General features: G+C 60.8%; 29 protein-coding genes. 16 read left to right on the top strand and 13 right to left on the bottom strand.

From position 1 onward, the window contains the following. Nucleotides 1-83 precede the first annotated feature (83 nt). Nucleotides 84-968 (top strand): sugar nucleotide-binding protein, encoded by an 885-nt coding sequence (locus ACZZ0A_RS22195; protein WP_095113992.1) that lies wholly within the window; start codon nucleotides 84-86, stop codon nucleotides 966-968. After that, nucleotides 961-1,893: an NAD-dependent epimerase/dehydratase family protein gene (locus ACZZ0A_RS22190; protein WP_007910966.1), complete on the top strand. Its 933-nt coding sequence runs from the start codon at nucleotides 961-963 to the stop codon at nucleotides 1,891-1,893. Before ACZZ0A_RS22195 ends, ACZZ0A_RS22190 begins: the two co-directional genes overlap by 8 nt. 366 nt (nucleotides 1,894-2,259) lie before the next feature. Here ACZZ0A_RS22190 and ACZZ0A_RS22185 read toward each other — a convergent pair whose 3' ends face one another. The 5 genes from ACZZ0A_RS22185 to ACZZ0A_RS22165 form a co-directional block, all read right to left on the bottom strand. Then, entirely contained in the window at nucleotides 2,260-2,958 is a 699-nt protein-coding gene (locus ACZZ0A_RS22185) for an OmpW/AlkL family protein (protein WP_007910962.1), read from the bottom strand. 243 nt (nucleotides 2,959-3,201) lie between these two features. Beyond that, a complete protein-coding gene (locus ACZZ0A_RS22180; protein WP_007910961.1) occupies nucleotides 3,202-3,720 on the bottom strand; it encodes a DUF3299 domain-containing protein in 519 nt (172 codons plus the stop codon). Nucleotides 3,721-3,731: 11 nt separating this feature from the next. Further along, on the bottom strand, nucleotides 3,732-4,997 hold the full coding sequence (locus ACZZ0A_RS22175) for an ABC transporter permease (protein ID WP_095122172.1): 1,266 nt from the start codon (nucleotides 4,995-4,997) through the stop codon (nucleotides 3,732-3,734). A gap of 1 nt (nucleotide 4,998) precedes the next feature. Next, complete coding sequence (locus ACZZ0A_RS22170; protein ID WP_016984101.1) at nucleotides 4,999-5,709, bottom strand: ABC transporter ATP-binding protein; 711 nt, start codon at nucleotides 5,707-5,709, stop codon at nucleotides 4,999-5,001. Nucleotides 5,710-5,848: 139 nt separating this feature from the next. After that, nucleotides 5,849-6,448, bottom strand: coding sequence for a DUF2796 domain-containing protein (locus ACZZ0A_RS22165; RefSeq protein ID WP_007910957.1), 600 nt, complete (start codon nucleotides 6,446-6,448; stop codon nucleotides 5,849-5,851). Nucleotides 6,449-6,583: 135 nt separating this feature from the next. Between ACZZ0A_RS22165 and ACZZ0A_RS22160 the strand changes: the two genes are divergently transcribed. Further along, nucleotides 6,584-6,943: a hypothetical protein gene (locus ACZZ0A_RS22160; RefSeq protein ID WP_463543747.1), complete on the top strand. Its 360-nt coding sequence runs from the start codon at nucleotides 6,584-6,586 to the stop codon at nucleotides 6,941-6,943. Nucleotides 6,944-7,031: 88 nt separating this feature from the next. Here ACZZ0A_RS22160 and trxA read toward each other — a convergent pair whose 3' ends face one another. The 3 genes from trxA to ACZZ0A_RS22145 form a co-directional block, all read right to left on the bottom strand. Then, entirely contained in the window at nucleotides 7,032-7,904 is an 873-nt protein-coding gene (gene trxA, locus ACZZ0A_RS22155; protein ID WP_463543746.1) for a thioredoxin, read from the bottom strand. Between the two features lie 198 nt (nucleotides 7,905-8,102). Continuing rightward, nucleotides 8,103-8,756 carry a class I SAM-dependent methyltransferase gene (locus tag ACZZ0A_RS22150; protein WP_447787294.1) on the bottom strand — a complete coding sequence of 218 codons (654 nt, stop codon included), beginning with the start codon at nucleotides 8,754-8,756 and terminating at the stop codon, nucleotides 8,103-8,105. Next, nucleotides 8,753-9,217 carry a YbaY family lipoprotein gene (locus ACZZ0A_RS22145; protein WP_123375935.1) on the bottom strand — a complete coding sequence of 155 codons (465 nt, stop codon included), beginning with the start codon at nucleotides 9,215-9,217 and terminating at the stop codon, nucleotides 8,753-8,755. Before ACZZ0A_RS22145 ends, ACZZ0A_RS22150 begins: the two co-directional genes overlap by 4 nt. Nucleotides 9,218-9,345: 128 nt before the next feature. Between ACZZ0A_RS22145 and nrdR the strand changes: the two genes are divergently transcribed. The 12 genes from nrdR to ACZZ0A_RS22085 all read left to right on the top strand — a co-directional run bounded on the left by nrdR (nucleotide 9,346) and on the right by ACZZ0A_RS22085 (nucleotide 18,176). Next, a complete protein-coding gene (nrdR, locus tag ACZZ0A_RS22140) occupies nucleotides 9,346-9,810 on the top strand; it encodes a transcriptional regulator NrdR (RefSeq protein ID WP_007910946.1) in 465 nt (154 codons plus the stop codon). After that, nucleotides 9,807-10,940 carry a bifunctional diaminohydroxyphosphoribosylaminopyrimidine deaminase/5-amino-6-(5-phosphoribosylamino)uracil reductase RibD gene (gene ribD / locus ACZZ0A_RS22135; protein WP_463543745.1) on the top strand — a complete coding sequence of 378 codons (1,134 nt, stop codon included), beginning with the start codon at nucleotides 9,807-9,809 and terminating at the stop codon, nucleotides 10,938-10,940. The genes nrdR and ribD overlap by 4 nt, the downstream gene beginning before the upstream one ends. A gap of 47 nt (nucleotides 10,941-10,987) precedes the next feature. Beyond that, on the top strand, nucleotides 10,988-11,665 hold the full coding sequence (locus tag ACZZ0A_RS22130) for a riboflavin synthase (RefSeq protein WP_007910941.1): 678 nt from the start codon (nucleotides 10,988-10,990) through the stop codon (nucleotides 11,663-11,665). Nucleotides 11,666-11,681: 16 nt separating this feature from the next. Then, on the top strand, nucleotides 11,682-12,773 hold the full coding sequence (gene ribBA / locus ACZZ0A_RS22125) for a bifunctional 3,4-dihydroxy-2-butanone-4-phosphate synthase/GTP cyclohydrolase II (RefSeq protein ID WP_007910939.1): 1,092 nt from the start codon (nucleotides 11,682-11,684) through the stop codon (nucleotides 12,771-12,773). Nucleotides 12,774-12,864: 91 nt separating this feature from the next. Next, the gene (gene ribH / locus ACZZ0A_RS22120) at nucleotides 12,865-13,341 is read left to right on the top strand and encodes a 6,7-dimethyl-8-ribityllumazine synthase (RefSeq protein ID WP_003228649.1); all 477 of its coding nucleotides are present in this window, start codon (nucleotides 12,865-12,867) and stop codon (nucleotides 13,339-13,341) included. After that, nucleotides 13,338-13,838, top strand: a complete 501-nt coding sequence (gene nusB, locus ACZZ0A_RS22115) for a transcription antitermination factor NusB (protein WP_007910937.1) — start codon at nucleotides 13,338-13,340, stop codon at nucleotides 13,836-13,838. The genes ribH and nusB overlap by 4 nt, the downstream gene beginning before the upstream one ends. Before the next feature lie 27 nt (nucleotides 13,839-13,865). Continuing rightward, complete coding sequence (thiL, locus tag ACZZ0A_RS22110) at nucleotides 13,866-14,831, top strand: thiamine-phosphate kinase (RefSeq protein ID WP_463543744.1); 966 nt, start codon at nucleotides 13,866-13,868, stop codon at nucleotides 14,829-14,831. Then, on the top strand, nucleotides 14,828-15,331 hold the full coding sequence (locus tag ACZZ0A_RS22105; protein WP_007910933.1) for a phosphatidylglycerophosphatase A family protein: 504 nt from the start codon (nucleotides 14,828-14,830) through the stop codon (nucleotides 15,329-15,331). The genes thiL and ACZZ0A_RS22105 overlap by 4 nt, the downstream gene beginning before the upstream one ends. A gap of 37 nt (nucleotides 15,332-15,368) precedes the next feature. After that, the gene (locus tag ACZZ0A_RS22100; RefSeq protein ID WP_007910931.1) at nucleotides 15,369-16,121 is read left to right on the top strand and encodes a substrate-binding periplasmic protein; all 753 of its coding nucleotides are present in this window, start codon (nucleotides 15,369-15,371) and stop codon (nucleotides 16,119-16,121) included. 221 nt (nucleotides 16,122-16,342) lie between these two features. Then, entirely contained in the window at nucleotides 16,343-16,960 is a 618-nt protein-coding gene (gene ribA, locus ACZZ0A_RS22095) for a GTP cyclohydrolase II (RefSeq protein WP_016984117.1), read from the top strand. Continuing rightward, nucleotides 16,957-17,376 carry an MFS transporter gene (locus tag ACZZ0A_RS22090; protein ID WP_122661425.1) on the top strand — a complete coding sequence of 140 codons (420 nt, stop codon included), beginning with the start codon at nucleotides 16,957-16,959 and terminating at the stop codon, nucleotides 17,374-17,376. Before ribA ends, ACZZ0A_RS22090 begins: the two co-directional genes overlap by 4 nt. Then, on the top strand, nucleotides 17,376-18,176 hold the full coding sequence (locus ACZZ0A_RS22085) for a cobalamin-binding protein (protein ID WP_463543743.1): 801 nt from the start codon (nucleotides 17,376-17,378) through the stop codon (nucleotides 18,174-18,176). The genes ACZZ0A_RS22090 and ACZZ0A_RS22085 overlap by 1 nt, the downstream gene beginning before the upstream one ends. Before the next feature lie 152 nt (nucleotides 18,177-18,328). On the opposite strand, the gene ACZZ0A_RS22080 is transcribed toward ACZZ0A_RS22085, so the two are convergent. The 5 genes from ACZZ0A_RS22080 to ACZZ0A_RS22060 form a co-directional block, all read right to left on the bottom strand. After that, complete coding sequence (locus ACZZ0A_RS22080) at nucleotides 18,329-20,209, bottom strand: TonB-dependent receptor domain-containing protein (RefSeq protein WP_463543742.1); 1,881 nt, start codon at nucleotides 20,207-20,209, stop codon at nucleotides 18,329-18,331. Between the two features lie 139 nt (nucleotides 20,210-20,348). Beyond that, complete coding sequence (dxs, locus tag ACZZ0A_RS22075) at nucleotides 20,349-22,247, bottom strand: 1-deoxy-D-xylulose-5-phosphate synthase (RefSeq protein ID WP_463543741.1); 1,899 nt, start codon at nucleotides 22,245-22,247, stop codon at nucleotides 20,349-20,351. A 91-nt stretch (nucleotides 22,248-22,338) separates the two neighbouring features. Further along, complete coding sequence (gene ispA, locus ACZZ0A_RS22070; RefSeq protein ID WP_447787280.1) at nucleotides 22,339-23,226, bottom strand: (2E,6E)-farnesyl diphosphate synthase; 888 nt, start codon at nucleotides 23,224-23,226, stop codon at nucleotides 22,339-22,341. Next, complete coding sequence (locus ACZZ0A_RS22065; protein WP_003228627.1) at nucleotides 23,223-23,465, bottom strand: exodeoxyribonuclease VII small subunit; 243 nt, start codon at nucleotides 23,463-23,465, stop codon at nucleotides 23,223-23,225. Before ACZZ0A_RS22065 ends, ispA begins: the two co-directional genes overlap by 4 nt. A 112-nt stretch (nucleotides 23,466-23,577) precedes the next feature. Next, on the bottom strand, nucleotides 23,578-24,723 hold the full coding sequence (locus ACZZ0A_RS22060; RefSeq protein WP_447787277.1) for a Fic family protein: 1,146 nt from the start codon (nucleotides 24,721-24,723) through the stop codon (nucleotides 23,578-23,580). A gap of 278 nt (nucleotides 24,724-25,001) precedes the next feature. On the opposite strand from ACZZ0A_RS22060, the gene ACZZ0A_RS22055 reads away from it, so the two are divergent. Then, nucleotides 25,002-25,793 carry a YfaP family protein gene (locus ACZZ0A_RS22055; protein WP_463543740.1) on the top strand — a complete coding sequence of 264 codons (792 nt, stop codon included), beginning with the start codon at nucleotides 25,002-25,004 and terminating at the stop codon, nucleotides 25,791-25,793. Nucleotides 25,794-25,798: the final 5 nt, after the last annotated feature.

Here is a 25,798-nt window from a genome sequence, read left to right as displayed (position 1 = left end):
ACGATTCCGGTAATTATCGACGACGGTTCCACGAGATCCGTCGCTAAAGCCATCGTTCCAATCAGACTGGGCCTGCTGACTCTATGCGAATGCGCCTTATGTTACTGGGCGGCGGAAATGCCCTTGGGCAGGCGCTGATTCGCCTCGGTGCAGAGGAAGACATCGGTTTCCTCGCCCCCCGCCCGCCCGAAAACGGCTGGGATGCCGCGAGCCTGACCCAACTGCTCGACGACACCCGTCCCGATGCGTTGATCAACCTCGCCTACTATTTCGACTGGTTCCAGGCCGAGGCCGTCAGCGAAAGCCGCATGGCCGGGCAGGAACGTGCGATCGAGCGTCTGGCCGAACTGTGCCAGCACCACAACATCGTCCTCGTCCAGCCTTCCAGTTATCGGGTGTTCGATGGTTCGCGTGCCACGGCGTACAGCGAAAAAGACGAACCGGTGCCGCTGGGTCTGCGCGGTCAGGCATTGTGGCGCATCGAACAAAGCGTTCGCGCCACGTGCCCGCAACATGTACTGCTGCGCTTCGGCTGGCTGCTTGATGACAGCCCGGACGGCACCCTCGGGCGTTTCCTCGCTCGTGCCGAGCAGCCAGAAGAATTGCTCCTGGCCGATGACCGCCGTGGCAATCCGACCCCGGTCGACGATGCCGCGCGCGTGATCATTTCGGTGCTCAAGCAACTCGATTGCGCCGCGCCGCTGTGGGGCACTTACCATTACGCAGGCCACGAGGCGACCACGCCGCTGGCGCTGGGCCAGGCGATTCTGACCGAAGCGCGCAGCCTGCACGCTCTGGCCATCGAAGCGCCGACCGCCCAGGCTCACGCCGCGCGGCCGGACGCTAGCGAAGAGCCGCAACACGCCGTGCTGGCCTGCAAAAAAATTCTGCACACTTTCGGGATCAAGCCGCGCGCCTGGCGTGCCGCACTCCCGGGCTTACTGGATAGGTTCTACCGTCATGGCTGAAGGGACTGTTTTAATCACCGGCGGAGCCGGTTTCATTGGCTCGCACCTGACCGATGCCTTGCTTGCTCAAGGCCATTCGGTGCGCATCCTCGACGATTTGTCGACGGGCAAGCGCAGCAACCTGCCGCTGGACAATCCAAAGGTCGAGCTAATTGTCGGTGATGTCGCCGATGCGGCGCTGGTGGCCAAGGCCATGCAGGGCTGCAGCGCGGTCGCTCACCTGGCGGCGGTGGCGTCGGTGCAGGCGTCGGTGGATGACCCGGTGAAGACACACCAGAGCAATTTCATTGGCACGCTGAATGTCTGCGAAGCCATGCGTCTGGCCGGGGTCAAACGTGTGTTGTATGCCTCCAGTGCAGCGGTGTACGGCAACAATGGCGAGGGCGAGTCGATTGATGAAGACACGCCCAAAGCGCCGCTGACGCCCTATGCCTCGGACAAACTGGCGGGCGAGCATTATTTCGATTTCTATCGCCGCCAGCATGGCCTGGAGCCGGTGATTTTCCGCTTCTTCAACATCTTCGGCCCGCGTCAGGATCCGTCCTCGCCGTATTCCGGGGTGATCAGCATTTTCAGCGAACGTGCGCAGAAAGGTTTGCCGATTACCGTGTTCGGTGATGGTGAGCAGACGCGCGATTTCCTGTACGTCGAAGATCTGGTCGATCTGCTGGTGCAGGCGATCGAAAAGTCTGAGGTCGAAGTCGGTGCGGTGAACGTCGGCTGGAATCAGTCGATGAGTCTCAAGCAGATGCTTCAGGCGCTTGAATCGGTAGTCGGTGAGCTGCCGCCGATCAGCTATGGCCCGGCGCGTTCCGGTGATATCCGGCATTCGCGGGCGAACAACGCTCGTCTGCTGGAACGCTTCAAGCTGCCACAGCAGACGCCGATGAGTGTGGGTTTGGCGCGGTTGCTTGGTCGCTCCTGAAAAGAGCCCCTCACCCTAGCCCTCTCCCAGAGGGAGAGGGGACTGACCGTAGCGTTTGTGAGAAATGCGCCGACGTGAGATACCGGGTTGAGCTCAGATTTTGAAGAGCACACAAATCGGCTCCCTTTCCCCCTCTCCCTGAGGGAGAGGGCTGGGGTGAGGGGGATGATCCAACTCACGCTACACTTTGCGGCAGACATGAAAAAGGCGCCCTTTGACAGGCGCCTTTTTCACGGCCGGAATATGTCGCTACTCCTGTGGCAAGGGGATGTTATCCCCCGATCAACTGCGTACGGTCGCCGTCAGTTCTATGCCTGCTCACCACCAAGCCTCATCCACCACCACGTGAACGTTCGATAACTCGACTTAGAACTTATAGCCCAAACCAACCATGTAGATGAACGGATCCACATCGACGTTGACCCGTGCGCGAGTGCCCGGTGCAACCGCGTTGTTCTCGACGGTGGCGCGGGTGTCGATGTCGATGTAACGCACTTGGGCGTTGAGCATGATGTTGTCGGTCAGCATGTAGTCGGCACCGACCTGCCAGGCCAGACCCCAGGAGTTTTTCGCCTTGAAGTTGCTGAAACCGTTGGCACTCGCTTCGCTGCCGACGTGTTCGTCATAGATCCAGGTGTAGTTGATACCGCCACCGACATACGGCTGGAACGGCGACTTCGAGTCCAGCGGGTAGTACACAACGCTGAGGGTTGGCGGCAGGTGTTTCAGGGTGCCGAGCTTGCCATTGGCCGCTGGCAGGGCAGTGCCCTTGAGCTTGACGTCATGCTCGAACGGCGTCGCCGCGAGCAATTCGAGGCCGACGTGGTCGGTGAGCATGTAGGCGAAGTTGAGACCCAGTTGTGTGTCGCTGCTCATGGTCGCCTTGCCGCCCAGATTGGTGCCGCTCAACGGACCCTGATCGACCTTGACGCTGGAACTGTCGGCCTTCGGGTTGACGGTGATCGCACCGGCGCGGATGAGGATGTCACCGGCTTCGTGGGCGTGGGCGAGCGGGGCTGCGAGCGCGAGGGCAAACAGCGAGGCGCTGAGCAAGGACTTGTTCATGGGGGCTCCGAAAGGACGTTAGAAATGTCTGATGTCCTATGGTACGAAGCCAACTGATACGGTCTTTTGACTCAGCTCAATGAAACAGTGAAGGGGCGGGTTTCTGTGCAACCTTGAGGGCCCCATCGCTGGCAAGCCAGCTCCCACAGGTTCCGTTGGTGTTCACGAAATATGTGAACGATCCCCGTGGGAGCTGGCTTGCCAGCGATGGGGCCCTTACAAACAGCATAAAATTATCGGGATTCACTCCGGCAGCTCATACACATAAATCTTGTCGGCATCCATCTGATACCCGGCATCCGCCAGTTCGCTGCTCGACGCCTTGACCTGCAACGGTCCCTCGACCCAATACGGCTGATACAGCTCATCGAGCTTCACGCCCAACTCGCTTTTCACATGCACAATCTGGTTCGACGGCGGTGGCGGCACGTGGATGCAGGCGCCGAAATACGGCACCAGCAAAAAGTCCGTGGTGCGTCCTTCTTCATTGACTTCCAGTGGCACGATATAACCCGGCAAACGAATGTTCTGCCCGTCGAGTGCCTGCACCACTGGCGCGTCCGGCAGGTCCTGCTTCGCCGCTGGCGCGGACTCGGCAGACAACGCATCGCCCATCTTCGACAGGTCGTGCAGCGGCGTCATGTTCGGCACTTCCGGCGCGGCGTCCGGTGGAATCATTTCCGACCACGTCAGGTCTTTCGGCGCTGCTGCCCACACGGGCAGGGCGATCAGCAACAGCAGCGCGAGTGCAGCGCGGGGCATGGTGAACATCCTCATAAACGGATCGACAGGCCATCGGCCAGGGATTGGCGATAAGCGCGCCAGGCCGGCACGCTGCCCATCAGCAGCGCGGCCGCCAGAATGCCACCGAGCAGCGTCCATTCATACTCGCTCGGCCACGCCAGCGGCAGGTACAAACCGTAATTGGCCTGTACATAACCCTGCGCAGCGGCGATACCGATGTACAACAACGCAACGCCGGCAATCACCCCGGTCAGCGCCAGGGCAAACGCCTCTAGCACCAGCAGACTCGCGATATGCCACGGCCGCGCCCCGACCGAACGCAGAATCGCCATCTCGCGGCGACGCTCGTTGAGGCTGGTGAGAATCGCTGTGAGCATGCCGATCAACCCGGTCAACACCACAAACAACGAGACCACGAACAGCGCTTTTTCAGCGGTACTCATCAGGCTCCACAACTCTTGCAACGCCACGCCCGGCAGAATCGCCAGCATCGGTTCGCCACGGAATTCATTGATCTCGCGTTGCAGCGCAAACGTGGAAATCTTGCTGTTGAGGCCGAGCATAAACGCGGTGATTGCTTGCGGCGTCAGGTCCATGTTGCGTGCCTGATCGGCGCTGATTCGGCCGTTACCTCGCGCCGGTACGCCGTTATGCCAGTCGATGTGAATCGCCTCCATGCCGCCGAGGCTGATGTGCAGCGTGCGATCGACCGGGGTGCCGGTGCGCTTGAGAATGCCGACCACGGTGAACGGTTTGTCGTCGTGCTTGACCAGACTGATCGCGGCCACGCCGTGGGCCAGCACCAGTTTGTCACCGAGCTTGTAATGCAGCGCATCTGCGACCTCGGCACCCAGCACCACTTCAAACGGGTCCGTCGCAAACGCGCGGCCGTCGGCCAGTGCCAGGTGTTGCTGGCGACCGTACTGGTAATGCTCGAAATAGGCTTCGGTGGTGCCCATCACGCGATAACCGCGATGGGAGTCGCCGAGGGACATCGGAATCGCCCACTTCACTTTCGGGTTACTGGCGAAGTGTTCGAAGCTGTCCCAGCGGATGTTGTTGGTGGCGTTGCCGATACGGAACACCGAGTACAGCAGCAGATTTACCGAGCCGGAGCGTGCGCCGACGATCAGGTCGGTGCCACTGATGGTGCTGGCAAAACTGGCTTTGGCTTCGGTGCGCACTCGTTCAACGGCAAGCAGCAAACAGACCGACAGAGCGATCGCAAATGCGGTGAGCAGAGCAGTAAAGCGGCGGTTGGCCAGGCTGGCCATGGCCAGACGAAACAGATACATCTCAGACCTCGGCAGACGTGGCGGCGCGATTGAGTTCGGCCAGGGACAGGTGACGGTCGAACAGTGGCGCCAGGCTCTGGTCATGGCTGACGAACAGCAGACTGGAACCGGCCTCGCGGCATTCGGCGAACAGCAGGCGGATGAAGTTTTCCCGGGCGTCGTAATCCAGCGCCGAGGTCGGTTCGTCGGCGATCACCAATTCAGGCTGGCCGATCAATGCGCGTGCGGCAGCGACCCGTTGTTGCTGGCCGATCGACAGCGAGTCGGCGCGGCGGCTGAGGATGCTTTCATCTTTCAATCCCAAGTGGGCGAGCAGGGTAGCGGCGGCTTGATCGACGCTGCCGTGGCGCTGTTTCGCTCGTTGCGCACGCAGTTTCGAGAAGTGGCACGGCAGCTCAACGTTCTCGCGCACCGAGAGAAACGGTAGCAAGTTGAACTGCTGGAAAATGTAGCCGGTGTGATCGACACGGAAGGTATCGCGAGCGCCGGCGGAGAGTTCGGTGAGTTCCTGGCCGAGCAGACGAATGCTGCCGCGACCGGGTTTCTGCACGCCACCGAGCAGGCCGAGCAGGGTGGTCTTGCCGCTGCCGCTGGGGCCTTTGAGGAACAGGGTTTCACCAGCTTCCAGACGAAACGCCGGGATGTCCAGCAACGGCGGATGACCGGGCCAGTTGAAGCCCAGGTCGGACAGTTCGATGAGTGCTTGGGTCATGGCACCAGTTTCATGAGGTGAACACATTTCCCCCTGTAGGAGCTGCCGAAGGCTGCGATCTTTTGATCTTGGTTTTTTACAATCAAAAGATCGCAGCCTCGTTTCACTCGACAGCTCCTACAGGGGATTTACGGTGTGATCAGAATTTCAGCGCGGCAGCCTTGGCCGTCACTTCGGTACCTTGCTGGCCGCTGGCGCTGATCAGTTGTACCTGAATTTTCTGCGTCGCCGGGAAGGTCTTGAAGACGTTCGCCAGATCGAGGGTCTTCAGCGCGCCCGGTGTGGCGCAGTTGAACTGATAGTGCGCGTGGATTTCGCTGTGGTCGTGGTGATGCTCGTGGCCGTCCTTGTCCGCTTCATCGTCGTCATGATCATCGGCATCCGGCTTGTCGCCGAACAACGGGCTTTCCAGTTCCTGACTGACCACTTTGCAACCGGCAGCGGCGGGCAGGCTGAACAGGGCCAGCGGTTTTTCCAGTTGCGCGCGGGCGGCAGCGACTTTGGCCTTGTCGGCATCGCTGGTGGCGACGTGTTCGAAACCGACGAGGTTCATCGCCGGGCTTTCCAGCTCAAGCTCCAGGGTTTGACCATCGAGCGCCGCGTTCAATCGACCGACGCCGTGTTCATGCGCGCCGAGGCTGCCGTGTTCATGGTCGTGATCGTGGTCATGCTCATCGGCAGCATGGGCGATGGCCAGCGGCAACAGGGCAAACGGCAAAGCGAGCAGCAGACGACGCATGGCGGTCTCCGGGAAGTAAAGTGAAGAGTTTGTTATGTAATCTTATAACGAAAGTGCGCAGAGTTTGCCCGTGCGCTTGGCGTTGCACAAGTCCCGTGGGAGCATGCAGGTCAGAAAAGTGCAGGAGCGAACTCAATGTTGCGGATACGCGGAACCGTCGGCGAAGTGCCGGTCGACTTGACGGTGGAATTGGATGACGGCGATTGGGCGAAGCTCGGTTCAGCGCTGAATGGGCAGGCGCCGGTCGCTCAATCTGAGGCGGCCGCATCAGCCCCGGCGGCGAAACCGCTGAATCAGGACGATGCCTTGTGGCAGGTCGCCAAGGACCTGTTGCGCAAGGCCGGGCAACTGAGCGGGCCGGATCTGCTCGATCAGCTGGAAGGGCTGACCGGCAGCGCGGCAGCGGGCAAGCGCTTGCTGGTGCGTTTGCGCCATAGCTCGGACGTGAAAGTGGTGAGCGGCGGGGATACACCGCTCTACAGCTGGATCGAGTGAGTTGCAAAAGATCGCAGCCTGCGGCAGCTCCTACAAGGGTGTACACGATCCCAATGTAGGAGCTGCCGCAGGCTGCGATCTTTTGATCTTAATAAAGCGCAGCAAACATCTTGCGGCGGTACACCGTCACCAGCGGATGATCATTGCCCAGCAACTCGAATACCTGCAGCAAGGTTTTGTGCGGCAGACCTTCGCCATAGTTGCGGTTGCGGATGAACAGCTTCAGTAGTGCATCCAGCGCCGCCTCGTATTGCTGACGCGCCAGTTGCTGGATCGCCAGTTGATACACCGCTTCATCGTCCTGCGGATCTTTCGCCAGGCGCGCTTTCAGGTCGGCGGCATCCGGCAGATCACGCGCCAGGCCAAGGAATTTGATCTGCGCCTTGGCGCCGGCCAGTGCGGCTTTGTGCTCATCACTCTTGACCGCATCCAGCACGGTTTGCGCTTCGTCCAGCTCGCCGCGTTCAGTCAGGCAGCGCGCGTAGAGGATTAGCGCCTTGGCGTTAGTGTTGTCTTCGGTGAGCATCACCACCAGCGCCGCTTCGGCGTCGGCGTAACGACCGTCATCGAACAATGCCTGAGCCTGCTCGAACGGATCGGCCGCGGCCGGTGGCGGCATTTGCACGTGCGGCTCAAGCAAGGCACGCACGGCGGATTCCGGTTGCGCACCGGCAAAACCGTCGACCGGTTGACCGTCCTTGAACAGCACCACGGTTGGCAGGCTGCGAATACCGAAACGGGCGACGATGTCCTGCTCGATATCGCAGTTGACCTTGGCCAGCAGCAACTCGCCCTGATAGCTCTCGGCAATGCTTTGCAGCATCGGCATCAGCGCCTTGCACGGCGCACACCATTCGGCCCAGAAATCCACCAGCACCGGTTTGTTGAAGGAAGCCTCGATCACCGACTGGTCGAAATCGGCCGTCGTGGCGTCGAAGATGTATGGCGTTTGCTCGCTCATGGGGGATCTCGTCAAAGCGTGGATGGGGCAACTCTACGGCTTGGCGGGGTGTGGCCGGAAGCGGGGCAGATTTGAGAGGTGTATCGCTAGGCAGGACGCCATCGCTGGCAAGCCAGCTCCCACAGGGTTCTGTGTCGTATACGAAATGTTGGTTCGACTCGGTCACTGTGGGAGCTGGCTTGCCAGCGATGCTTTTGGCTAGCGCCGCGCGTGGTACAGGCTGACATGCCTAAATTCCTCAGGCTCCGCCAGATCCGGCAAGGTCAACGCCTCAAGCATTTCAATGCGCTCATACAACGGATGGCGAAAATCCCTGACCCGCGAATCCGCCACCAACGCCTCTCGCCCACGGCTCAAAAACGCATCGAGCAACGGCAGATTCGCCCGGTCATACAACACATCCGCCACCAGAATCAGATCAAACCGATCGGCTTCGGCAAAGAAATCCGTCGAATAACTCATCTGCACATCATTCAGCTCGGCATTCGCCCGGCAGGCGGAAATCGCCAGCGGATCGAGATCGCACGCCACCACCTCCAGAGCCCCGGCTTTCACCGCCGCAATCCCGGCAATCCCGGAACCTGCGCCGAAATCCAGCACGCGTTTTCCGCGCACCCACTCGGGAAACTCCGCCAGATAGCGCGCCACCGCCAGACCGCTGGCCCAGCAGAAACCCCAATACGGTGGCTCGTGCAGAATTCGCTGAATTTCTTCCTGACTGAATTCGCGATCCATGTTGTCGCCATCGATCAGCCACAACTGCAAATCAGTGTCGGGCAAGGCACAGACCTTGAGTCTGGCGTCGCCGAGCAATTCACCCAGCGCCTGTTGCAGGTCGAGCGGTGCATTCATGGTGCTTTGACAAATTGCAGTTGGCCCAACGCCTGAGTGGTTGGCTGGCTGATGGTTTGCGACGGCAAATGCAGGATCAGCTGGCCGGACTGGCTGGCGCGGCCACGCAGCTCGACCCGCGCACCGGCCGGAAAAGCATCCGGGTTGAAGCGCAGGCGGAATGGCAGGATCTGGTTGTTGCCGATCAGGCTGGAACTGGCGAGCAATTGTTGCGGGCGATCCTTTTCGTCGATCACCAGCAGCGCCAATTCCACTTCGGCACCGGCCGGCACGCCTTGCAGGGTGCCGCTCAGTTCGCGTTGATAGGCCGGCAGCGGACCGAGGTCGGCGGCTTCCTTGGCTTTTTTCTGTGCCTGTTGCGGCGCAGGGCCCGGCGTTGGCGGCTGAGGCTTGGGTGCATCGCTGCCACAGGCCACCAGCAGGCTGAAAAGACTGAGCAAAACGAGCGGACGTAACGGCATTGGATGCTCCGGCAAAATGAAATCCATAGATCAAACGATCATGCCGTTCTGTATACCGCAAAGCCTATGGCTTGTCTTGCCACCGGGATGCGCTACCATGGCCCTCCCTTTTTTTGTTGCCAGCCACCATGCACTGTCCCTTCTGCGGTGCCAACGACACCAAGGTCATCGACTCGCGTCTGGTCGCCGAGGGCGAACAGGTGCGCCGCCGGCGTGAATGCCTGGCCTGCGGCGAACGTTTCACGACGTTCGAGACGGCCGAACTGGTGTTGCCGCGCCTGATCAAAACCGATGGCAGCCGCCAACCGTTCGACGAAGAAAAACTCCGCGCCGGCATGCAACGCGCGCTGGAGAAACGTCCGGTGAGCGTCGAGCGCCTCGAATCCTCTCTGGTTCACATCAAGCACAAGCTGCGCGCCACCGGCGAGCGCGAGGTCAAATCCCTCGTGGTCGGCGAACTGGTCATGGCCGAGCTGCAAAAGCTTGATGAAGTTGCCTACATCCGTTTCGCTTCGGTGTACAAGCGCTTCCAGGACCTCAACGAGTTCCGCGAAGAAATCGACCGCCTCGCCCGCGAACCGGTGAAAGAATGACCACCGCCGCCGAGCAGGCCATCCTCGACGCCCACTTCATGGCGCGCGCGCTGGAACTGGCGCGCAAAGGTCACTACACCACCCATCCCAATCCTCGGGTTGGCTGCGTGGTGGTGCGTGACGGGCAGATTGTCGGCGAAGGCTGGCATGAACGCGCCGGCGAACCGCACGCCGAAGTCCATGCCCTGCGCGCCGCCGGTGAGCTTGCCCGGGGCGCGACCGCTTATGTAACTCTCGAACCGTGCAGCCACCATGGCCGCACACCGCCGTGTGCCGATGCGCTGGTGAATGCCGGTGTTGCTCGTGTGGTGGCAGCGATGCGAGATCCCAATCCGCAAGTCGCCGGACGTGGTTTGCAGCGCTTGACCGATGCCGGCATCGCCACTGAAAGCGGTGTGCTCGAAGCCGAAGCGCGCAAGCTCAATCAAGGTTTTCTGAAACGCATGGAACACGGCTTGCCGTTCGTGCGGGTCAAGTTGGCCATGAGCCTCGATGGTCGCACGGCAATGGAGAGCGGCGAGAGTCAATGGATCACCGGTCCCGCTGCTCGTTCGGCAGTCCAGCGTTTGCGCGCTCAGGCCGCCGTGGTGCTGACCGGCGCCGACACAGTGCTGGCCGATGGCGCGCGGTTGACTGTGCGGGCCGACGAGTTGGGTCTGGATGCCGAACAAACCGCATTGGCCATGAGCCGTCCACCACTGCGCGTGCTGATCGATGGACGCCTGCGGGTGCCGCTCGATGCGCCGTTCTTCAAGGCCGGCCCGGCGTTGGTCGCCACCTGTGTCGCGATCGAAGAGCAATACGCTCACGGCCCCGAGTGCCTGATCGTGCCGGGTGATGACGGTCAGGTCGATCTGCATCAGTTGCTGATTGAACTGGCCAACCGTGGCGTCAATGAGGTGCTGGTTGAAGCCGGCCCGCGTCTGGCCGGCGCTTTTGCTCAGCTCGGTCTGGTCGACGAGTTCGTGATCTTCATCGCCGGCAAGTTCCTCGGTTCCACGGCGCGTCCATTGCTGGACTGGCCGCTGGCCTATATGAAGGACGCTCCCGAGTTGAAAATCACTGAAATTCGCGCGGTGGGCGATGACTGGCGAGTCACTGCCATCCCTGCTCGACCGGCGAGCGTATAATTCCCGGCCATCGCGTTAGCGCTGGCTCAGTTCTCAAGGAGAACCCCATGTTTACCGGCATCATCGAATCCATCGGCAGTATCCGCGCACTGACCCCAAAGGGCGGTGATGTGCGGGTCCACGTCGCGACCGGCAAGCTCGACCTGAGCGACGTCAAACTCGGCGACAGCATCGCAGTCAACGGCGTTTGCCTGACTGCCGTTGAGCTGCCGGGCGACGGCTTTGCCGCCGACGTCAGCCGTGAAACACTTGACTGCACCGCCATGAATGACCTGAAAAGCGGCAGCCCGGTCAATCTGGAAAAAGCCCTGACCCCGACCACCCGTCTCGGCGGGCATCTGGTCAGCGGTCACGTCGACGGCGTCGGCGAAATCGTCTCGCGCAGCGACAACGCCCGCGCCGTGGAATTTCGCATCCGCGCGCCGAAAGAATTAGCCAAGTACATCGCCCATAAAGGCTCGATCACCGTCGACGGCACCAGCCTGACCGTGAACGCCGTCGATGGCGCCGAGTTCATGCTGACGATCATTCCGCACACCCTGAGCGAAACCATTATGGCGTCGTACACGCCGGGTCGCCGGGTGAATCTGGAGGTCGATTTGCTGGCGCGCTATCTGGAGCGCCTTCTGCTTGGCGACAAGGCTGCAGAATCGGGCTCGTCACAAAAGCCTGGCGGCACCATCACCGAAAGCTTTCTGGCCGCCAACGGCTACCTCAAATCCTGACTGAAGGGGGTGCCTTGTGGCGCTCAATAGCATCGAAGAACTGGTTGAAGACATCCGCCAAGGCAAGATGGTCATCCTCATGGATGACGAAGACCGCGAGAACGAAGGCGACCTGATCATGGCCGCCGAATGCTGCCAGGCCGAGCACATCAATTTCATGGCCAAGCACGCCCGTGGCCTGATCTGCATGCCGATGAGCCGCGAGCGCTGCGAACTGTTGAAGCTGCCACTGATGGCGCCACGCAACGGTTCCGGTTTCGGTACCAAGTTCACCGTTTCGATCGAAGCCGCCGAGGGCGTGACCACCGGCATCTCCGCCGCTGATCGTGCGCGCACCGTGCAAGCGGCTGCCGCCAAGGATGCCAAGGCTGAAGACATCGTCAGCCCGGGCCACATCTTCCCGCTGATGGCGCAGGCCGGCGGCACCCTCGCTCGCGCCGGCCATACCGAAGCCGCTTGCGACCTGGCGCGCATGGCCGGTTTCGAGCCAAGTGGCGTGATCTGCGAAGTGATGAACGACGACGGCACCATGTCTCGTCGTGCCGAACTCGAAGAGTTTGCCGCTGAACACAACATCAAGATCGGCACCATCGCCGACCTGATTCACTACCGGATGATCCACGAACGTACCGTTCAGCGGATTGCCGAGCAGCCACTGGACAGCGAACTGGGCCAATTCAACCTGGTGACCTATCGTGATTCCGTGGAGGGCGACGTGCACATGGCGCTGACCCTGGGCACTGTTTGCGCCGAAGAACCAACGCTGGTTCGCGTGCACAACATGGATCCGCTGCGCGACCTGTTGATGGTCAAGCAACCGGGCCGCTGGAGCCTGCGCGCCGCCATGGCTGCGGTTGCCGAGGCGGGCAGCGGTGTGGTGCTGTTGCTCGGTCACCCGCTCGACGGCGACGTGCTGCTGGCACATATCCGTGAAACCGGCGATCAGGCCGCGCCGAAAAAACCGACGACTTACAGCATCGTCGGTGCCGGTTCGCAGATCCTGCGCGACCTCGGTGTGCGCAAAATGCGTTTGATGTCTGCACCAATGAAATTTAATGCGATATCCGGTTTCGATCTGGAAGTTGTAGAATACGTGCCCTCCGAATAATGACCGGTTGTTTCCGGACCCGAATTCGCGGCAAATAAATCACTGAGGGACGCGTAGCAGACGCGTCCCGGCTCTTTAAGAGAACTGACGAATGACCCTGAAGACCATCGAAGGTACCTTCATCGCCCCTAAAGGCCGCTACGCTTTGGTAGTGGGCCGCTTCAACAGCTTCGTCGTTGAAAGCCTGGTCAGCGGTGCAGTTGATGCCCTGGTTCGCCACGGCGTGAGCGAAAGCGACATCACCATCATCCGCGCACCTGGCGCCTTCGAAATCCCGCTGGTTGCGCAGAAAGTCGCCCAGAAAGGCGAGTTCGCTGCAATCATTGCGCTGGGCGCGGTCATTCGTGGCGGCACCCCGCACTTCGAATACGTGGCAGGCGAGTGCACCAAGGGTCTGGCCCAGGTCTCCATGGAGTTCGGCGTTCCGGTTGCTTTCGGCGTCCTGACCGTTGATTCCATCGAGCAAGCCATCGAACGTTCCGGCACCAAGGCCGGTAACAAAGGTGCCGAAGCTGCCCTGTCCGCTCTGGAAATGGTCAGCCTGCTGGCGCAGTTGGAGGCCAAGTGATTAGCGACGAAAGCGATCGTTTCAACCCGCGCGATCCGAAACCTGCGGATGCCGGCAAGCCCTCGAAAAGCGTCAAGCGTCGCGAAGCCCGTCAGCTCGCGACTCAAGCGCTGTACCAGTGGCACATGGCCCGGCAATCGCTGAACGAGATCGAAGCGCAGTTTCGCGTTGATAACGATTTCACCGATGTCGACGGTGCTTACTTCCGCGAAATCCTCCACGGGGTTCCGCAGTTCAAGACTGAAATCGACACCGCTCTGACGCCTTGCCTGGATCTGGCGATCGAAGAGCTCGACCCGGTTGAACTGGCCGTTCTGCGCCTGTCGACCTGGGAGCTGCTCAAGCGCGTTGATGTGCCGTACCGCGTGGTGATCAACGAAGGTATCGAGCTGGCGAAAGTCTTCGGTTCGACCGACGGCCACAAGTTCGTCAACGGCGTACTCGACAAGCTGGCCCCGCGCCTGCGTGAAGCTGAAGTGAAGGCGTTCAAGCGCTGATCGGCGCTTGAATCCTTTGTCTCAGCCATGGGCGAGTTTGAGCTGATCCGCAATTTCTTCGCCGCCGCGCCTTGTGCGCAGGGCGGCGAAGGCGTTGCTCTGGGAATCGGCGATGACTGCGCCTTGCTCGCTGTTCCCCCTGGGGAACAGCTGGCGATCTCCACCGATACGCTGGTGGCCGGCGTGCATTTTGCCGACCCCTGCGATCCGTTTCTGCTCGGTCAGCGCTCGCTGGCCGTTGCGGTCAGCGATCTGGCCGCCATGGGCGCCGCGCCCGTTGCCTTTACCCTTGCCCTGACTGTACCGACGGTGACCGCCGATTGGCTGCAAGCCTATGCCCACGGTTTGAACCGCATGGCGCAGAGCTGCGGCATTGCGCTGGTGGGCGGCGATACCACGCGTGGACCGTTGAGCCTGACGCTAACCGTGTTTGGTCGTGTGCCTGCGGGTCAGGCGCTGACTCGCAGCGGCGCGCAACCGGGTGACTTGTTATGTGTCGGTGGTGAGCTGGGCAATGCGGCCGGCGCCTTGCCACTGGTGCTCGGTCAGCGTGAGGCCGAAGCACACATCGCCCAACCGCTGCTTGATCATTACTGGTCGCCACAACCGCAACTGGCCCTCGGCCAGACCCTGCGTGGCAAAGCCACCTCGGCGCTGGACATCTCCGACGGCTTGCTCGCCGACTGTGGCCACATTGCGCTGGCGTCGCAGGTGCGACTTGAGATTGAACGCGAGCGCGTACCGCTGTCGGATGCATTAGTAGCGTTTCTCGGTCAGCGCGGCGCCGAGCGTGCCGCGCTGAGCGGTGGCGATGATTACGTGCTGGCGTTTACGCTACCGTCCGTCGAGTTGCCGTCGCTGCTGGCCAATGGCTGGCCGATCCATGTGATCGGTCGCGTATCAGAAGGTCAGGGCGTGGTTCTGCTGGATCGCGAAGGGCACGACATCACCCCGCAAATTCGGGGTTATCAACATTTTCAGGAGACACCGTGACAGATCACCCGAAACAGGTTCCGGCCGAATTCGTTCCGCCGTCGGTCTGGCGCAATCCCTGGCATTTTCTTGCGTTCGGCTTCGGTTCCGGCACCTTGCCCAAGGCGCCGGGCACGTGGGGCTCGCTGGTTGCGCTACCCTTTATCCCGTTGTGGCAGATGCTGCCCGACTGGGGTTACTGGCTGATGCTCGGGATCACCATGCTGTTCGGCTTCTGGCTGTGCGGCAAAGTGGCTGACGATCTGCGGGTCCACGACCACGAAGGCATCGTCTGGGACGAAATGGTCGGCATGTGGATCACCCTGTGGCTGGTGCCGGAAGGCTGGTACTGGTTGCTCGCGGGTTTTCTGGTGTTCCGTTTCTTCGACATTCTCAAGCCATGGCCGATTCGCTGGATCGACCGGCATGTCCACGGTGGTGTAGGGATCATGCTCGACGACGTACTGGCCGGTGTGTTCGCCTGGCTGGCGATGCAGGGTCTGGTGTGGATTTTCGCCTGATTCCAAGGGATATCAGGGGCAAGTGAGGGGACTAGGGATGGCTCGACGCTGGTTGGCGCTAGTGGTTTTGGCTTTGCTGAGCACCGTGGCCGGTGCGCAGGACGCCGCGCCGACGCCGACGGTCATCCATCTGGCCAGCGAAGACTGGGAAGACTACACCGCCGCCGACGGCCATGGCCTAGGCTGGGACGTGCTACGCAAGGTGTTCGAGCCGGCTGGGGTCAAGCTCGATATCCGCAGCGTGCCTTACACCCGTTCGGTCGGGCTGGTGCAGTTGAAGGAAGTCGACGCGCTGGTCGGTTCCTATCGCGACGAAGCCGAGCAGGTGTTGTATCCGCGCTGGAATTTCGATTCCGACCACATCTACGCGTTGGGCCTGGCGAGCAATCCGGTGCCGACCCAGGCGACGCTGGGCAAGTATCGACTGGCCTGGGTGCGCGGTTATCGCTACGAAAACTACTTGCCCAACATCAAGCGCTACAACCAGATCGAGCGTCGCACCGGGATTCTGTCGATGCTCAAGCAGGGGCGGGCGGATTACTACATCGATGCGCTGACCGAGATTGAAGCGGTGGTGAAAACCGCAGCCGATCCGGCACAGTATCGCTATTCGCACCTGGCCGAGCTGCCGTTGTTCCTCGGCTTTGCCGACACGCCACAGGCACGGGCGCTGATGGCGCTGTTTGACCAGCGTATGGAGCAGTTGGTGAAGAGCGGCGAGTTGAAGCCGATCTTTGAGAAGTGGCAGCAGCCGTATCCCTTCACTAGGGGCGCGACGAATCCCCTGTAGGAGCTGCGGCACGCTGCGATCTTTTGATCTTGATTCTAAAACCAGATCAAAAGATCGCAGCCTCGTTTCACTCGACAGCTCCTACAGGGATCCATGTCGACCGGGTAGTTATCAAACTTTTTGATCGTTATGCCCGATAATTCAGCCTAAGCGCCGGTAGGAACCTGCTGTTACAATGCCGGCCTGCGAATTTTCAGACTCTTTAGATCAGGAGCACACCGGTGCCTGTCGTCTTTGTCGCCGCTTCCAAGCTGCCAACGCCTTTTGCGCAATTCACCATGCACGGTTTTCTCGATGAAGCCACCGGCCGTGAGCACGTCGTGCTGAGCCTGGGTGAAATTGCCGACGGTGCCCCGGTACTCGGCCGTTTGCACTCCGAATGCCTGACCGGCGACGCCTTGTTCAGCCAGCGCTGCGACTGCGGCTCGCAACTCGAAGGCGCCCTCAAAGCCATCGCCCGTGAAGGCCGTGGCGTGTTGCTCTACCTGCGTCAGGAAGGTCGCGGCATTGGTCTGCTGAACAAGATCCGTGCTTACGAGTTGCAGGACGGCGGCGCCGACACCGTTGAAGCCAACGAACGTCTGGGCTTTGCCGCCGACCAGCGCGACTACGCCATGTGCCTGCCGATGCTCGAGCATCTGGGCGTGAAATCCCTGCGCCTGATGACCAACAACCCGCGCAAGGTCAAAGCCTTGACCGACATGGGCATCACCGTCGCCGAGCGCGTGCCGCTGCACACCGGCCACAACCCGCACAACAAGCTCTACCTGGCGACCAAGGCCAGCAAGCTCGACCACATGATGGGCAATGAGCATCAGGGCGAGGTTGATCGCGCGTGACTCGCGGTCAGGTGCGGCGCCGATTGTCGGTCGATTGGTGGAAATACCTCGCGCTGGCGCTGGTGCCGTTGTTCGTGCTCAACGCGCTGTTTGGTCAGGGCGAAGGGATTCTGCCAGTACTGGCGATGCCGTTTTTCATTGCCGGCGTCGCGTCGATGTTTGTCAGCCTGAAGTTTTTCGGTCGCTATAAACATGCGCTGATCGCCACGCAAAAAGCCCTCGATACCCCGGATGAACCGGCCGCGTGGATCGCCCTCGCAGCCCGTCGTCGTGCGGCTTTTCTCGCGGCAGCTTTGCCGGCGTGGATCGGCGCACTGGCGGTGTTTGTTGGTCTTGAAGCCGTACCGTTGATGTTGCTGGCGTTGTCCACGGCGGTGCTGTTCTACCTCTACCGTATTCCGCGTCAACTCGGCTGATGCGTCGTCTGTGGCTGGCGCTTCTGCTGCTGGCCGTCAGTGGCCCTGCGCTGGCGCAACTGCGGGTGGTCAGCCTCGCACCGTCGCTTTCTGAAATTGTCGTTGAGCTGGATTCGGCTGACCTGCTGGTCGGTGTGCTCGATGCCGGGGAGCGTCCTGCTGAAATTGCCAACGTCCCCTCTGTCGGCCGCTATGGCCAACTCGATATGGAACAGCTGCTGAGCCTCCAGCCTGATTTGTTGTTGCTGTGGCCCGGGAGTGTCGGCCCGGCGCAGCGCGATCAATTGAACCGTCTGGGTATCCCGACCTTCGTCGCCGAGCCGCATTCCTTCGAGCAACTCACTACCCAGATAGAAGCCATAGCCACGCAATTGGGGCGACCTGAACGTGGGGTGATACGGGCGGCGGCGTTGCGCCAACAACTCGCGGAGTTGCGCCAGCGCTATCGCCGGGACGTGCCGTTGCGGGTCTTCTATCAGGTCTGGGACAAACCGCTGTACACCGTCGGTGGCGGGCAAATCATCAGTGATGCGCTTGAGGTATGCGGGGCGAGTAATGTGTTCGCTGATTTGAGTCTGCCGGCGCCGCAGGTGAGTATTGAGGCGGTGTTGCAGCGCGATCCAGAGGTGATTCTGGTGAGTGATCAGGCGCAGTTGGATGCGTGGAAGGCCTGGCCTCAAGTAGCAGCGGTGAAGCAGGGGACATTACTGTTGGTCACCGACAAAGGCCTTGAGCGCCCAAGCGGCCAAATGATCGATGCCACCGCCAAGCTCTGCCAAGTCATCCAGCCGCACCGATAACTTGTGGCGAGGGAGCTTGCTCCCGCTGGGCTGCGAAGCGGCCCCAAATCCTGTCGATTCAATTCTATTTTTGTATCGCACAGGTCGGTTTGCGACTGCTGCGCAGCCGAGCGGGAGCAAGCTCCCTCGCCACAGTTGATTGAGGCTAATCGTCAGAGTTGCGGGGTCCAGGTCAGCCCAAACATCCACACCCGACCTTCCTCACGATACCCATACTGGCTGCCGTCATAGCTGTAATTCGCCCGGCTGTAGCCTTTGTCGAAAACGTTATCGACCTTCAGATCCAGCTTGATCTCGCGGTTCAACGCCCAACTGCTGCGCAAGCCGAACAACGCGTAGCCACCCAGCGGGTTTTCATTTTTCAGATCGTCATAACTGCTGCTCACCGCCTGCCAACTGGCACCGAGGCCGATCTGGTCAAACTGCCGATCCAGATCCCAACTCAACGTCCGCCGCGCACGCCGTGCCAAGGTGTGTCCGGTATCGCGATCGCGCGGATCGATGATCGAAACGCCAAGATTGCTCTGCCAGCCGAACAGTTCCTGCTTCAGTGCCGCTTCGAAACCGTTGATCCGCGCGGAAGCGACGTTCTCGGGAGGCCTGCCGTCGGCGGAGATAATCGCGTCCTTCAAATCCGTTTGATAGAGGGACGCCTCCAGACGACTACTGTCGCTTAACTGACTGCGCCATTGCAGTTCGTAGCTTTTCGAGGTTTCCGGTTTCAGATCCGGGTTGCTGTATTCGGGGTAATACAGGTCATTGAAGGTTGGGGCGCGGAAACCTTCGCTGTAGCTCAGCAACAGATCGTTATCCGGGTTCAGCGGCAGGGTGAAGGTGCCGCTCCAGGTGTTCTGGCTGCCGAATTGCTGGTTGTCGTCGCGACGCAGGCCCAGTTCAGTAAAGAAACTGTCGGCCTGATAACGATGCTGGATGAATGCGGCGCGGTTCCAGCGGCTGTCCTCGTCCAAGGAATTACGGCTACCGAAATCGTCAAAATCACTGTTAATTCGATCTTCGTACCAGTCTCCACCCAAAATCAGGCTGTTGCGCGAATTCAGGGACACATCGTTCTGCCAGTTCACCGAGTCGCGGTATGTATTAAATACGCTGTGCTCGTCACTGAGTCTGTCTTTGACTTGCTCGCGGTTTTCGCTGTGACCGAGTTCGAGGCGGGTTTTCCAGCGTTCGTTGATCCGAGCATCCATGTAGCCGCTGAAGCTGCTGATATTGAAGTCGCTATATGGCTGCTGTTGGTAGGTGCCGAACGGACTGTCGAACTGGCTCCTGCCCCGGTTATCCAGCAGATTGGCGCCGACTTCGATGTCATCGGTCAGCGCATGGCTGAGGCTCAGGCTTACGGATTTATTGCGGTAGGCGTCATGATCGCCATCACTTGGATACGACTCGTGAGTGCGGTCAATTCCGGCGGTTTCATCCAGGCTGGCGCCGAGGTTGAAGCGGGTTTTGTCATCGCCCCCGGACAAGCCGAGACTACGCTCCCACGTCTGGTTGCTGCCGAAACCAACGTGCATCCGTGGCTGCAAACCCTGCTCGGTACCGCGTCGGGTGAAGATCTGAATCACCCCGCCAATCGCGTCGCTGCCGTAAATCACCGAACGCGAACCGCGCAGCACTTCCACCCGCTCGATCTGCTCGATGTTCAGATGCTGCAGGTTGCTGTCGCCGGACGTCGAACTGCCAATGCGCTGGCCGTCGACCAGCACCAGACTCTGCGCCGACTGCGTGCCGCGAATGTAGATCCCTGGCAGACTGCCGCGCCCGCCGGCCTGCGCCACTTGCACACCGGGAACGCGCCGCAGCAGGTCCGGCACATCGCTCGGTTGCAGGCGGTCGATGTCTTCACGGGTGAATACCGTGTTGGCGGCGCTGCTGTCGTTGCGGGCTTCGACCTGGCGGTTGGCGGAGATCAGCATGTCCGGCAGTTTCAGTGCCTGATCACGCTCGAAGGTGTCGGCGAGGGTGTTGGCGGTTGGCAGCAGGAGGAAGGGCAGGGCGAGGCGCGAGAGTTTCATGGACAGTCCACTGGTGTTTCAGGTGTACACAAATCAAATGTGGGAGCGAGCCTGCTCGCGAATGCGGTGTATCAGTCAGCAATGTATTGACTGACAGTCCGCTTTCGCGAGCAGGCTCGCTCCCACAAGGGTAATGCGTTTATTTGTCGAGTAAGGCCAGACGCTCACGAATCGACGCTTCGATCCCGGCCTCATCCAGCCCGCACTCGGCCAGCATCTGCGCTGGCTTGGCGTGCTCGACGTAGATATCCGGCAAGCCCAGATGCAGCATCGACTTGAGAATGTTCTCGCGCGCGAGGAACTCGCTGACCGCGCCACCGGCGCCGCCCATGATCGCGTTCTCCTCGATGGTCACCAGCAATTCGTGGCTGTCGGCAATCTCGCGCACCAGCGCTTCATCCAGCGGTTTGACGAAACGCATGTCGACCACTGTCGCATCAAGCTTCTCAGCAACTTTCAGCGCCTCGGCCAGTTGTACACCGAACACCAGCAAAGCCACTTTGCTGCCCTGACGACGTACGATGCCTTTACCGATTTCAATCGGCTCAAGATCTTTGTCGATGGCCGCATTCGGGCCGCTGCCGCGCGGGTAACGCACCGCCGCCGGGCCGTGGTACAGGTGGCCGGTGGTGAGCATCTTGCGCAGCTCGTTTTCATCGCTCGGGGTCATGATGACCATGCCCGGGATGCAGCGCAGGTACGACAGATCGAAGCTGCCAGCGTGTGTCGGGCCGTCTTCGCCGACCAGACCGGCGCGGTCGATGGCGAACAGCACGTCGAGGTTCTGCACCGCGACGTCATGTACCAACTGGTCGTAACCACGTTGCAGGAATGTCGAGTAGATCGCCACCACCGGTTTTGCGCCTTCGCAGGCCATACCGGCAGCGAACGTCACGGCGTGTTGTTCGGCAATCGCCACGTCGAAATAGCGCAGCGGAAAACGTTCGCTGAACGCCACCAAATCCGAGCCTTCCTTCATCGCCGGGGTAATCCCGACCAGGCGTGGATCGACGGCAGCCATGTCGCACAGCCACTCGCCAAACACCGCTGAGTATTTCGGCCCGCTGGCCTTCTTCGGCGCGGCGGCCGGAGCGTCCAGTGGTTCGAGTTTGGTGATGGCGTGGTAACCGATCGGGTCGACTTCCGCCGGGGCGAAGCCTTTGCCTTTCTTGGTGACGATGTGCAGGAACTGCGGGCCTTTGAGGTCACGCATGTTGCGCAGCGTGGCGATCAGCGTTGGCAGGTCGTGGCCGTCGATCGGGCCGATGTAGTTCCAGCCCAGCTCTTCGAATAGCGTGCCGGGGACCAGCATGCCCTTGGCGTATTCTTCGGTGCGACGAGCGATTTCCCAAGCGCCGGGCAGGCGCGACAGGACTTTCTTGCTGCCCTCACGCATGCTCGCGTAAGTGCGGCTGGAAAGGATCTTCGCCAGATAATTCGACAGACCGCCGACATTGCGCGAGATCGACATATCGTTGTCGTTGAGGATCACCAGCATGTTGGCGTTGACTTCCGGCGCGTGGTTCAGCGCCTCGAAAGCCATGCCGGCGGTCAGTGCGCCGTCGCCAATCACCGCGATTGCCTTGCGATCACTGTTCTGCAGGCGGGCGGCGATGGCCATGCCCAGTGCAGCGCTGATCGAAGTGCTGGAGTGGCCGACGCCGAAGGTGTCGTACTCGCTCTCGGCGCGACGCGGGAAGGCTGCAATGCCGTCCTTCTGGCGCAGCGATTCCATGCGCTCACGGCGACCGGTAAGGATCTTGTGCGGATACGCCTGATGACCCACGTCCCACACCAACCGGTCGTCCGGCGTGTCGAAGACGTAATGCAACGCGATGGTCAGCTCGATCACGCCCAGGCCTGCACCGAAATGCCCACCGGTCTGGCCGACCGTGTAGAGCAATTCCAGGCGCAACTCATCGGCCAGGGTTTCCAGCTCGGCTTCGCCTAACCGGCGCAGGCCGTCCGGCGTGTTAGCGCGGTCGAGCAGGGGCGTGGTCGGGCGCTTGCGGGGAATCTCATGAAACGTCGTGGGCATCAGGCGAATCGTTATAGGTATAGAAGATGCGGCAGTTTACCTGATGCATCGCCCCCTGCCCACGCGTTGGTCTTTTTTGACCGATTGCTGATCAGTGACGCCGCTCGACGATATACCGGGCCAGCTCGCGCAACGGCTCGGCGGCCGCGTCAAACGGTCGCAGGGCGTGCAGGGCCTGATCGCGCAGTTCCAGCGCGTAGGCCTTGGCGGCGTCGAGACCGAGCAGCGCCGGGTAGGTCGGCTTGTCACGGGCAATGTCGGCGCCCTGGCGTTTGCCGAGGGTGACGGTATCGCTTTCGACGTCGAGGATGTCGTCCTGCACCTGAAAGGCCAGGCCGATGGCCTGTGCATAAGTCTGCAGGGCACGGAGTTCATCCTGCTCGGCACGGCCGCTGGCCAGAGCACCGAGTTTGACGCTGACTTCGATCAGCGCGCCGGTCTTGTGCCGGTGCATCTGCTCGAGGGCTTTCTGATCGAGCTTGAGGCCGACCGATCCAAGGTCGATCGCCTGACCGCCGACCATGCCTGCCGGGCCCGCAGCCTGGGCGAGTGCGGTGACCATTTGCAGGCGGATGTCGCTGCTGCAATCGCTCAGGCGCGGGTCGAGCAGGGCGCTGAACGCCAGACTCTGCAAACCGTCACCGGCCAGGATCGCGCAGGCTTCATCGAATTTTTTGTGAGTGGTCGGCTGGCCGCGACGCAGATCGTCGTCGTCCATCGCCGGCAAATCATCGTGAACCAGCGAGTAGGCGTGGATCAGCTCAACCGCGCAGGCCGCACCGTTGGCTTGCTCAGCCTTGCCACCGAGCGCTTCGCACGCCGCGTAGGCCAGCAACGGTCGCACGCGTTTGCCGCCGTTCATCACGCTGTAGCGCATGGCTTCGTAAAGCCGCGCCAACTCCGGCAACGGTGCGTTGAACAGGGTTTCCAGCGCTGCGTTAACCCGGGTCTGACTGGTCGCCGTATACGCTGCAATCATTCTGGCTGTTCCGCGTCGAAGGGTTCCTCGGCGAGTTCGCCATCGCGCTCCAGCAGCACCTGCACCTTCTGCTCGGCTTGCGCCAGCGCTGCCTGGCAGTCACGGGTCAGACCGATGCCCTGCTCGAAAGCGGTCAGCGAGTCTTCCAGCGACAATTCACCGTTCTCCAGACGCTCGACCAATGTTTGCAGGTCGGCGAGGGACTGTTCGAAATCCAGTGCAGCTTTTTTGCGGGCCATGGCGGCGATTTCCGGTTGACGTTAAACCGGCGCGACACTAGCAGATAGGGGGGTTATGGGCAAATGAGCGGGCCGGCTCCCAAGGACAGAAATGGCTCTGTGCTGGGTGAGATTAATGTGTAGCTCTGTCGGGATAGTTGATCTGATAGCGGGTGCTACGACCCCCACCCGGCAAGCGTTGCAGGCAACCTTTCTCCAGCAACTCCGCAAGGTGTCGGGTTGCTGTGGCCTTCGACACTTTCGCCACCGCTTGATATTGCCCGGCACTGATGCCGTGCTCAAAGCCCCGCTCGCCGCCGTCGAGCAGACGATTGAGCGCTTTGACCTGCTCCGCCGAAAGTTCGGACTCGCGGTGTGCCTGCCAGAAACGCGTCTTGCCCAGCACGCTTTCAATGCGGGTGATGGCTTGTTGCAGACTGCGTAGCAAGGTTTGCAGGAACCATGTAAGCCATTCAGTGATGTCCAGTGTGGCTTTTTGACTCGATTCCAGAATCCGATAGTAGCCGGACCGATCATCCAGAATGCTCGCCGACATGGCGTAGAAACGGATGGCTTGCGCTTCGCCCTGTGCCAGCGCCAGATCAGTGATGGTGCGGGTCAGACGGCCGTTGCCATCGTCGAACGGATGCAAGGTGACGAACCAGAAATGGGCGATGCCCGCACGAAGCATCGGGTCCAGTGCTGTCTGATGCTGGCTGGCCTCGAACCATTGGAGAAATTGGTCGAGCTGCTGCTCAATACCTTGGCGAGGTGGCGCCTCGAAATGAACCGTTGGACGATCAATGCGACCCGATACCACCTGCATAGGCTCGTCACCGCGTAGTGCACCCACATGCATGCGGCGTGCAGTAAGGTCAGCCTCTTGATCGGGAAACAGCCATTGGTGCCATTCCAGAAGGCGTTCCAGCGTCAACGGTTCGGCAAATCGACGGGTGACATCCAGCATAAGCTGCGCCAGACCTTCACTGCGTTGGCTGACTTTATCGCCGTCGATCAACTCCAGGCCCAAACGTCGCGCCAACGATGACCGCACGGAGCCGACATTCAGTTGCTCTCCTTCGATGGCCGAAGACGTCACGATATTCTGCAAAAGGGCGTCCAGTTCGGTCTGAGCCCCCAAAGAGTCACCTACTGAACCGGCCATCCCCATCAACTGACCTTGGGCCTGTACACACTCGCGCAACAACGGTGCCAGGCGTTCCGCCTGCCAGTTGAAGTCGGGCCAATCGGGCTGCTGCCAGATCCAGTAAGTTGCCATTCGTTGCCTGCCTTGCGTCCGTGAGCCGAATAGAAATGCCATTCGGCTCATTTTGTGAGCCGAATATGACGCCTATTCGGCTCACCGTCCACCGGATTGGCTTGATTCCTACAGCAATAGCACATGTATCCGATTGTTAAAAAACCGCCGAATCGCTAATCTTCGCGCCTTCTACGACCCCTTAGTCACGGGTCTTTCAGACGAAACGCAGTTTTCACCGCTGTGAAGTACCGAGGATCGGGTGCAAGGTTTCGTTCAGGCATGGCAGGAGGCATTACATGCGTTCATTTCTTTGGCTGCTGATCGGCCTGGCCTGCGCGCCCGCGCTGCTGGCGGCGCCGACGGCCGAGGTATCGGAGCCGGTGGGTGGCTGGCGCTATCACGGCTTGCTCGATCGCACGGAAAACCCGCAAGTCGCCTACCCGACGCCGCCGATCGATCGCGGCATCCAGCGCAATCGCACGATGATCCAGGGCCAGCTCAAGGCCATCGGCCATATGCGCCCGCCGCACAGTCTCGCGGTGAATGGCAATCCACTGAATCTGTACACCGACGACCAGGGCCGTTTTGCCCGGCCGTACGCGTTCGGCGCCGGCTCCAACAGTGTCGAAGTGATCAGCGCCGAAGGCCAGTCGCTCAAGCGTGTGCAATTTTATGAAGCAAACAATTTGCGCCCGCCGGCGCGAATTCGTCTTGTCTTGGGCTGGGACGATCCGAAAGCCGAACTCGATCTGCACATTGTCACGCCCGACGGTCAGCATGCGTTCTGGGCGCGTCCGGCGCTGAGCAATGGCGGCGGTCTTGACCCGGATGGCGTTGATGGCCCCGGCCCGGAAATGTTCACCATGACCGCGCCGCTGCACGGCACCTACCTGGTTTACGTCAACTATTGGGGCAACTTCGGCAACGGCGGCTATAACTTCGAGGAGACCAGCAACCAGAACGAGGTGATCACCTCGCAAATCACGCTGGTGCTCAACGAAAACACCGTCGACGAAAAACGCGAAACGTTCATCGTGCCCCTGCGGGCAATCGGTGATCTGCTGCTGGTCAAGACTTTCAACTATTAAGCATC

Source organism: Pseudomonas sp. AC242, assembly GCF_979258655.1.
This window is presented reverse-complemented; position numbering and strand designations above follow the sequence as displayed.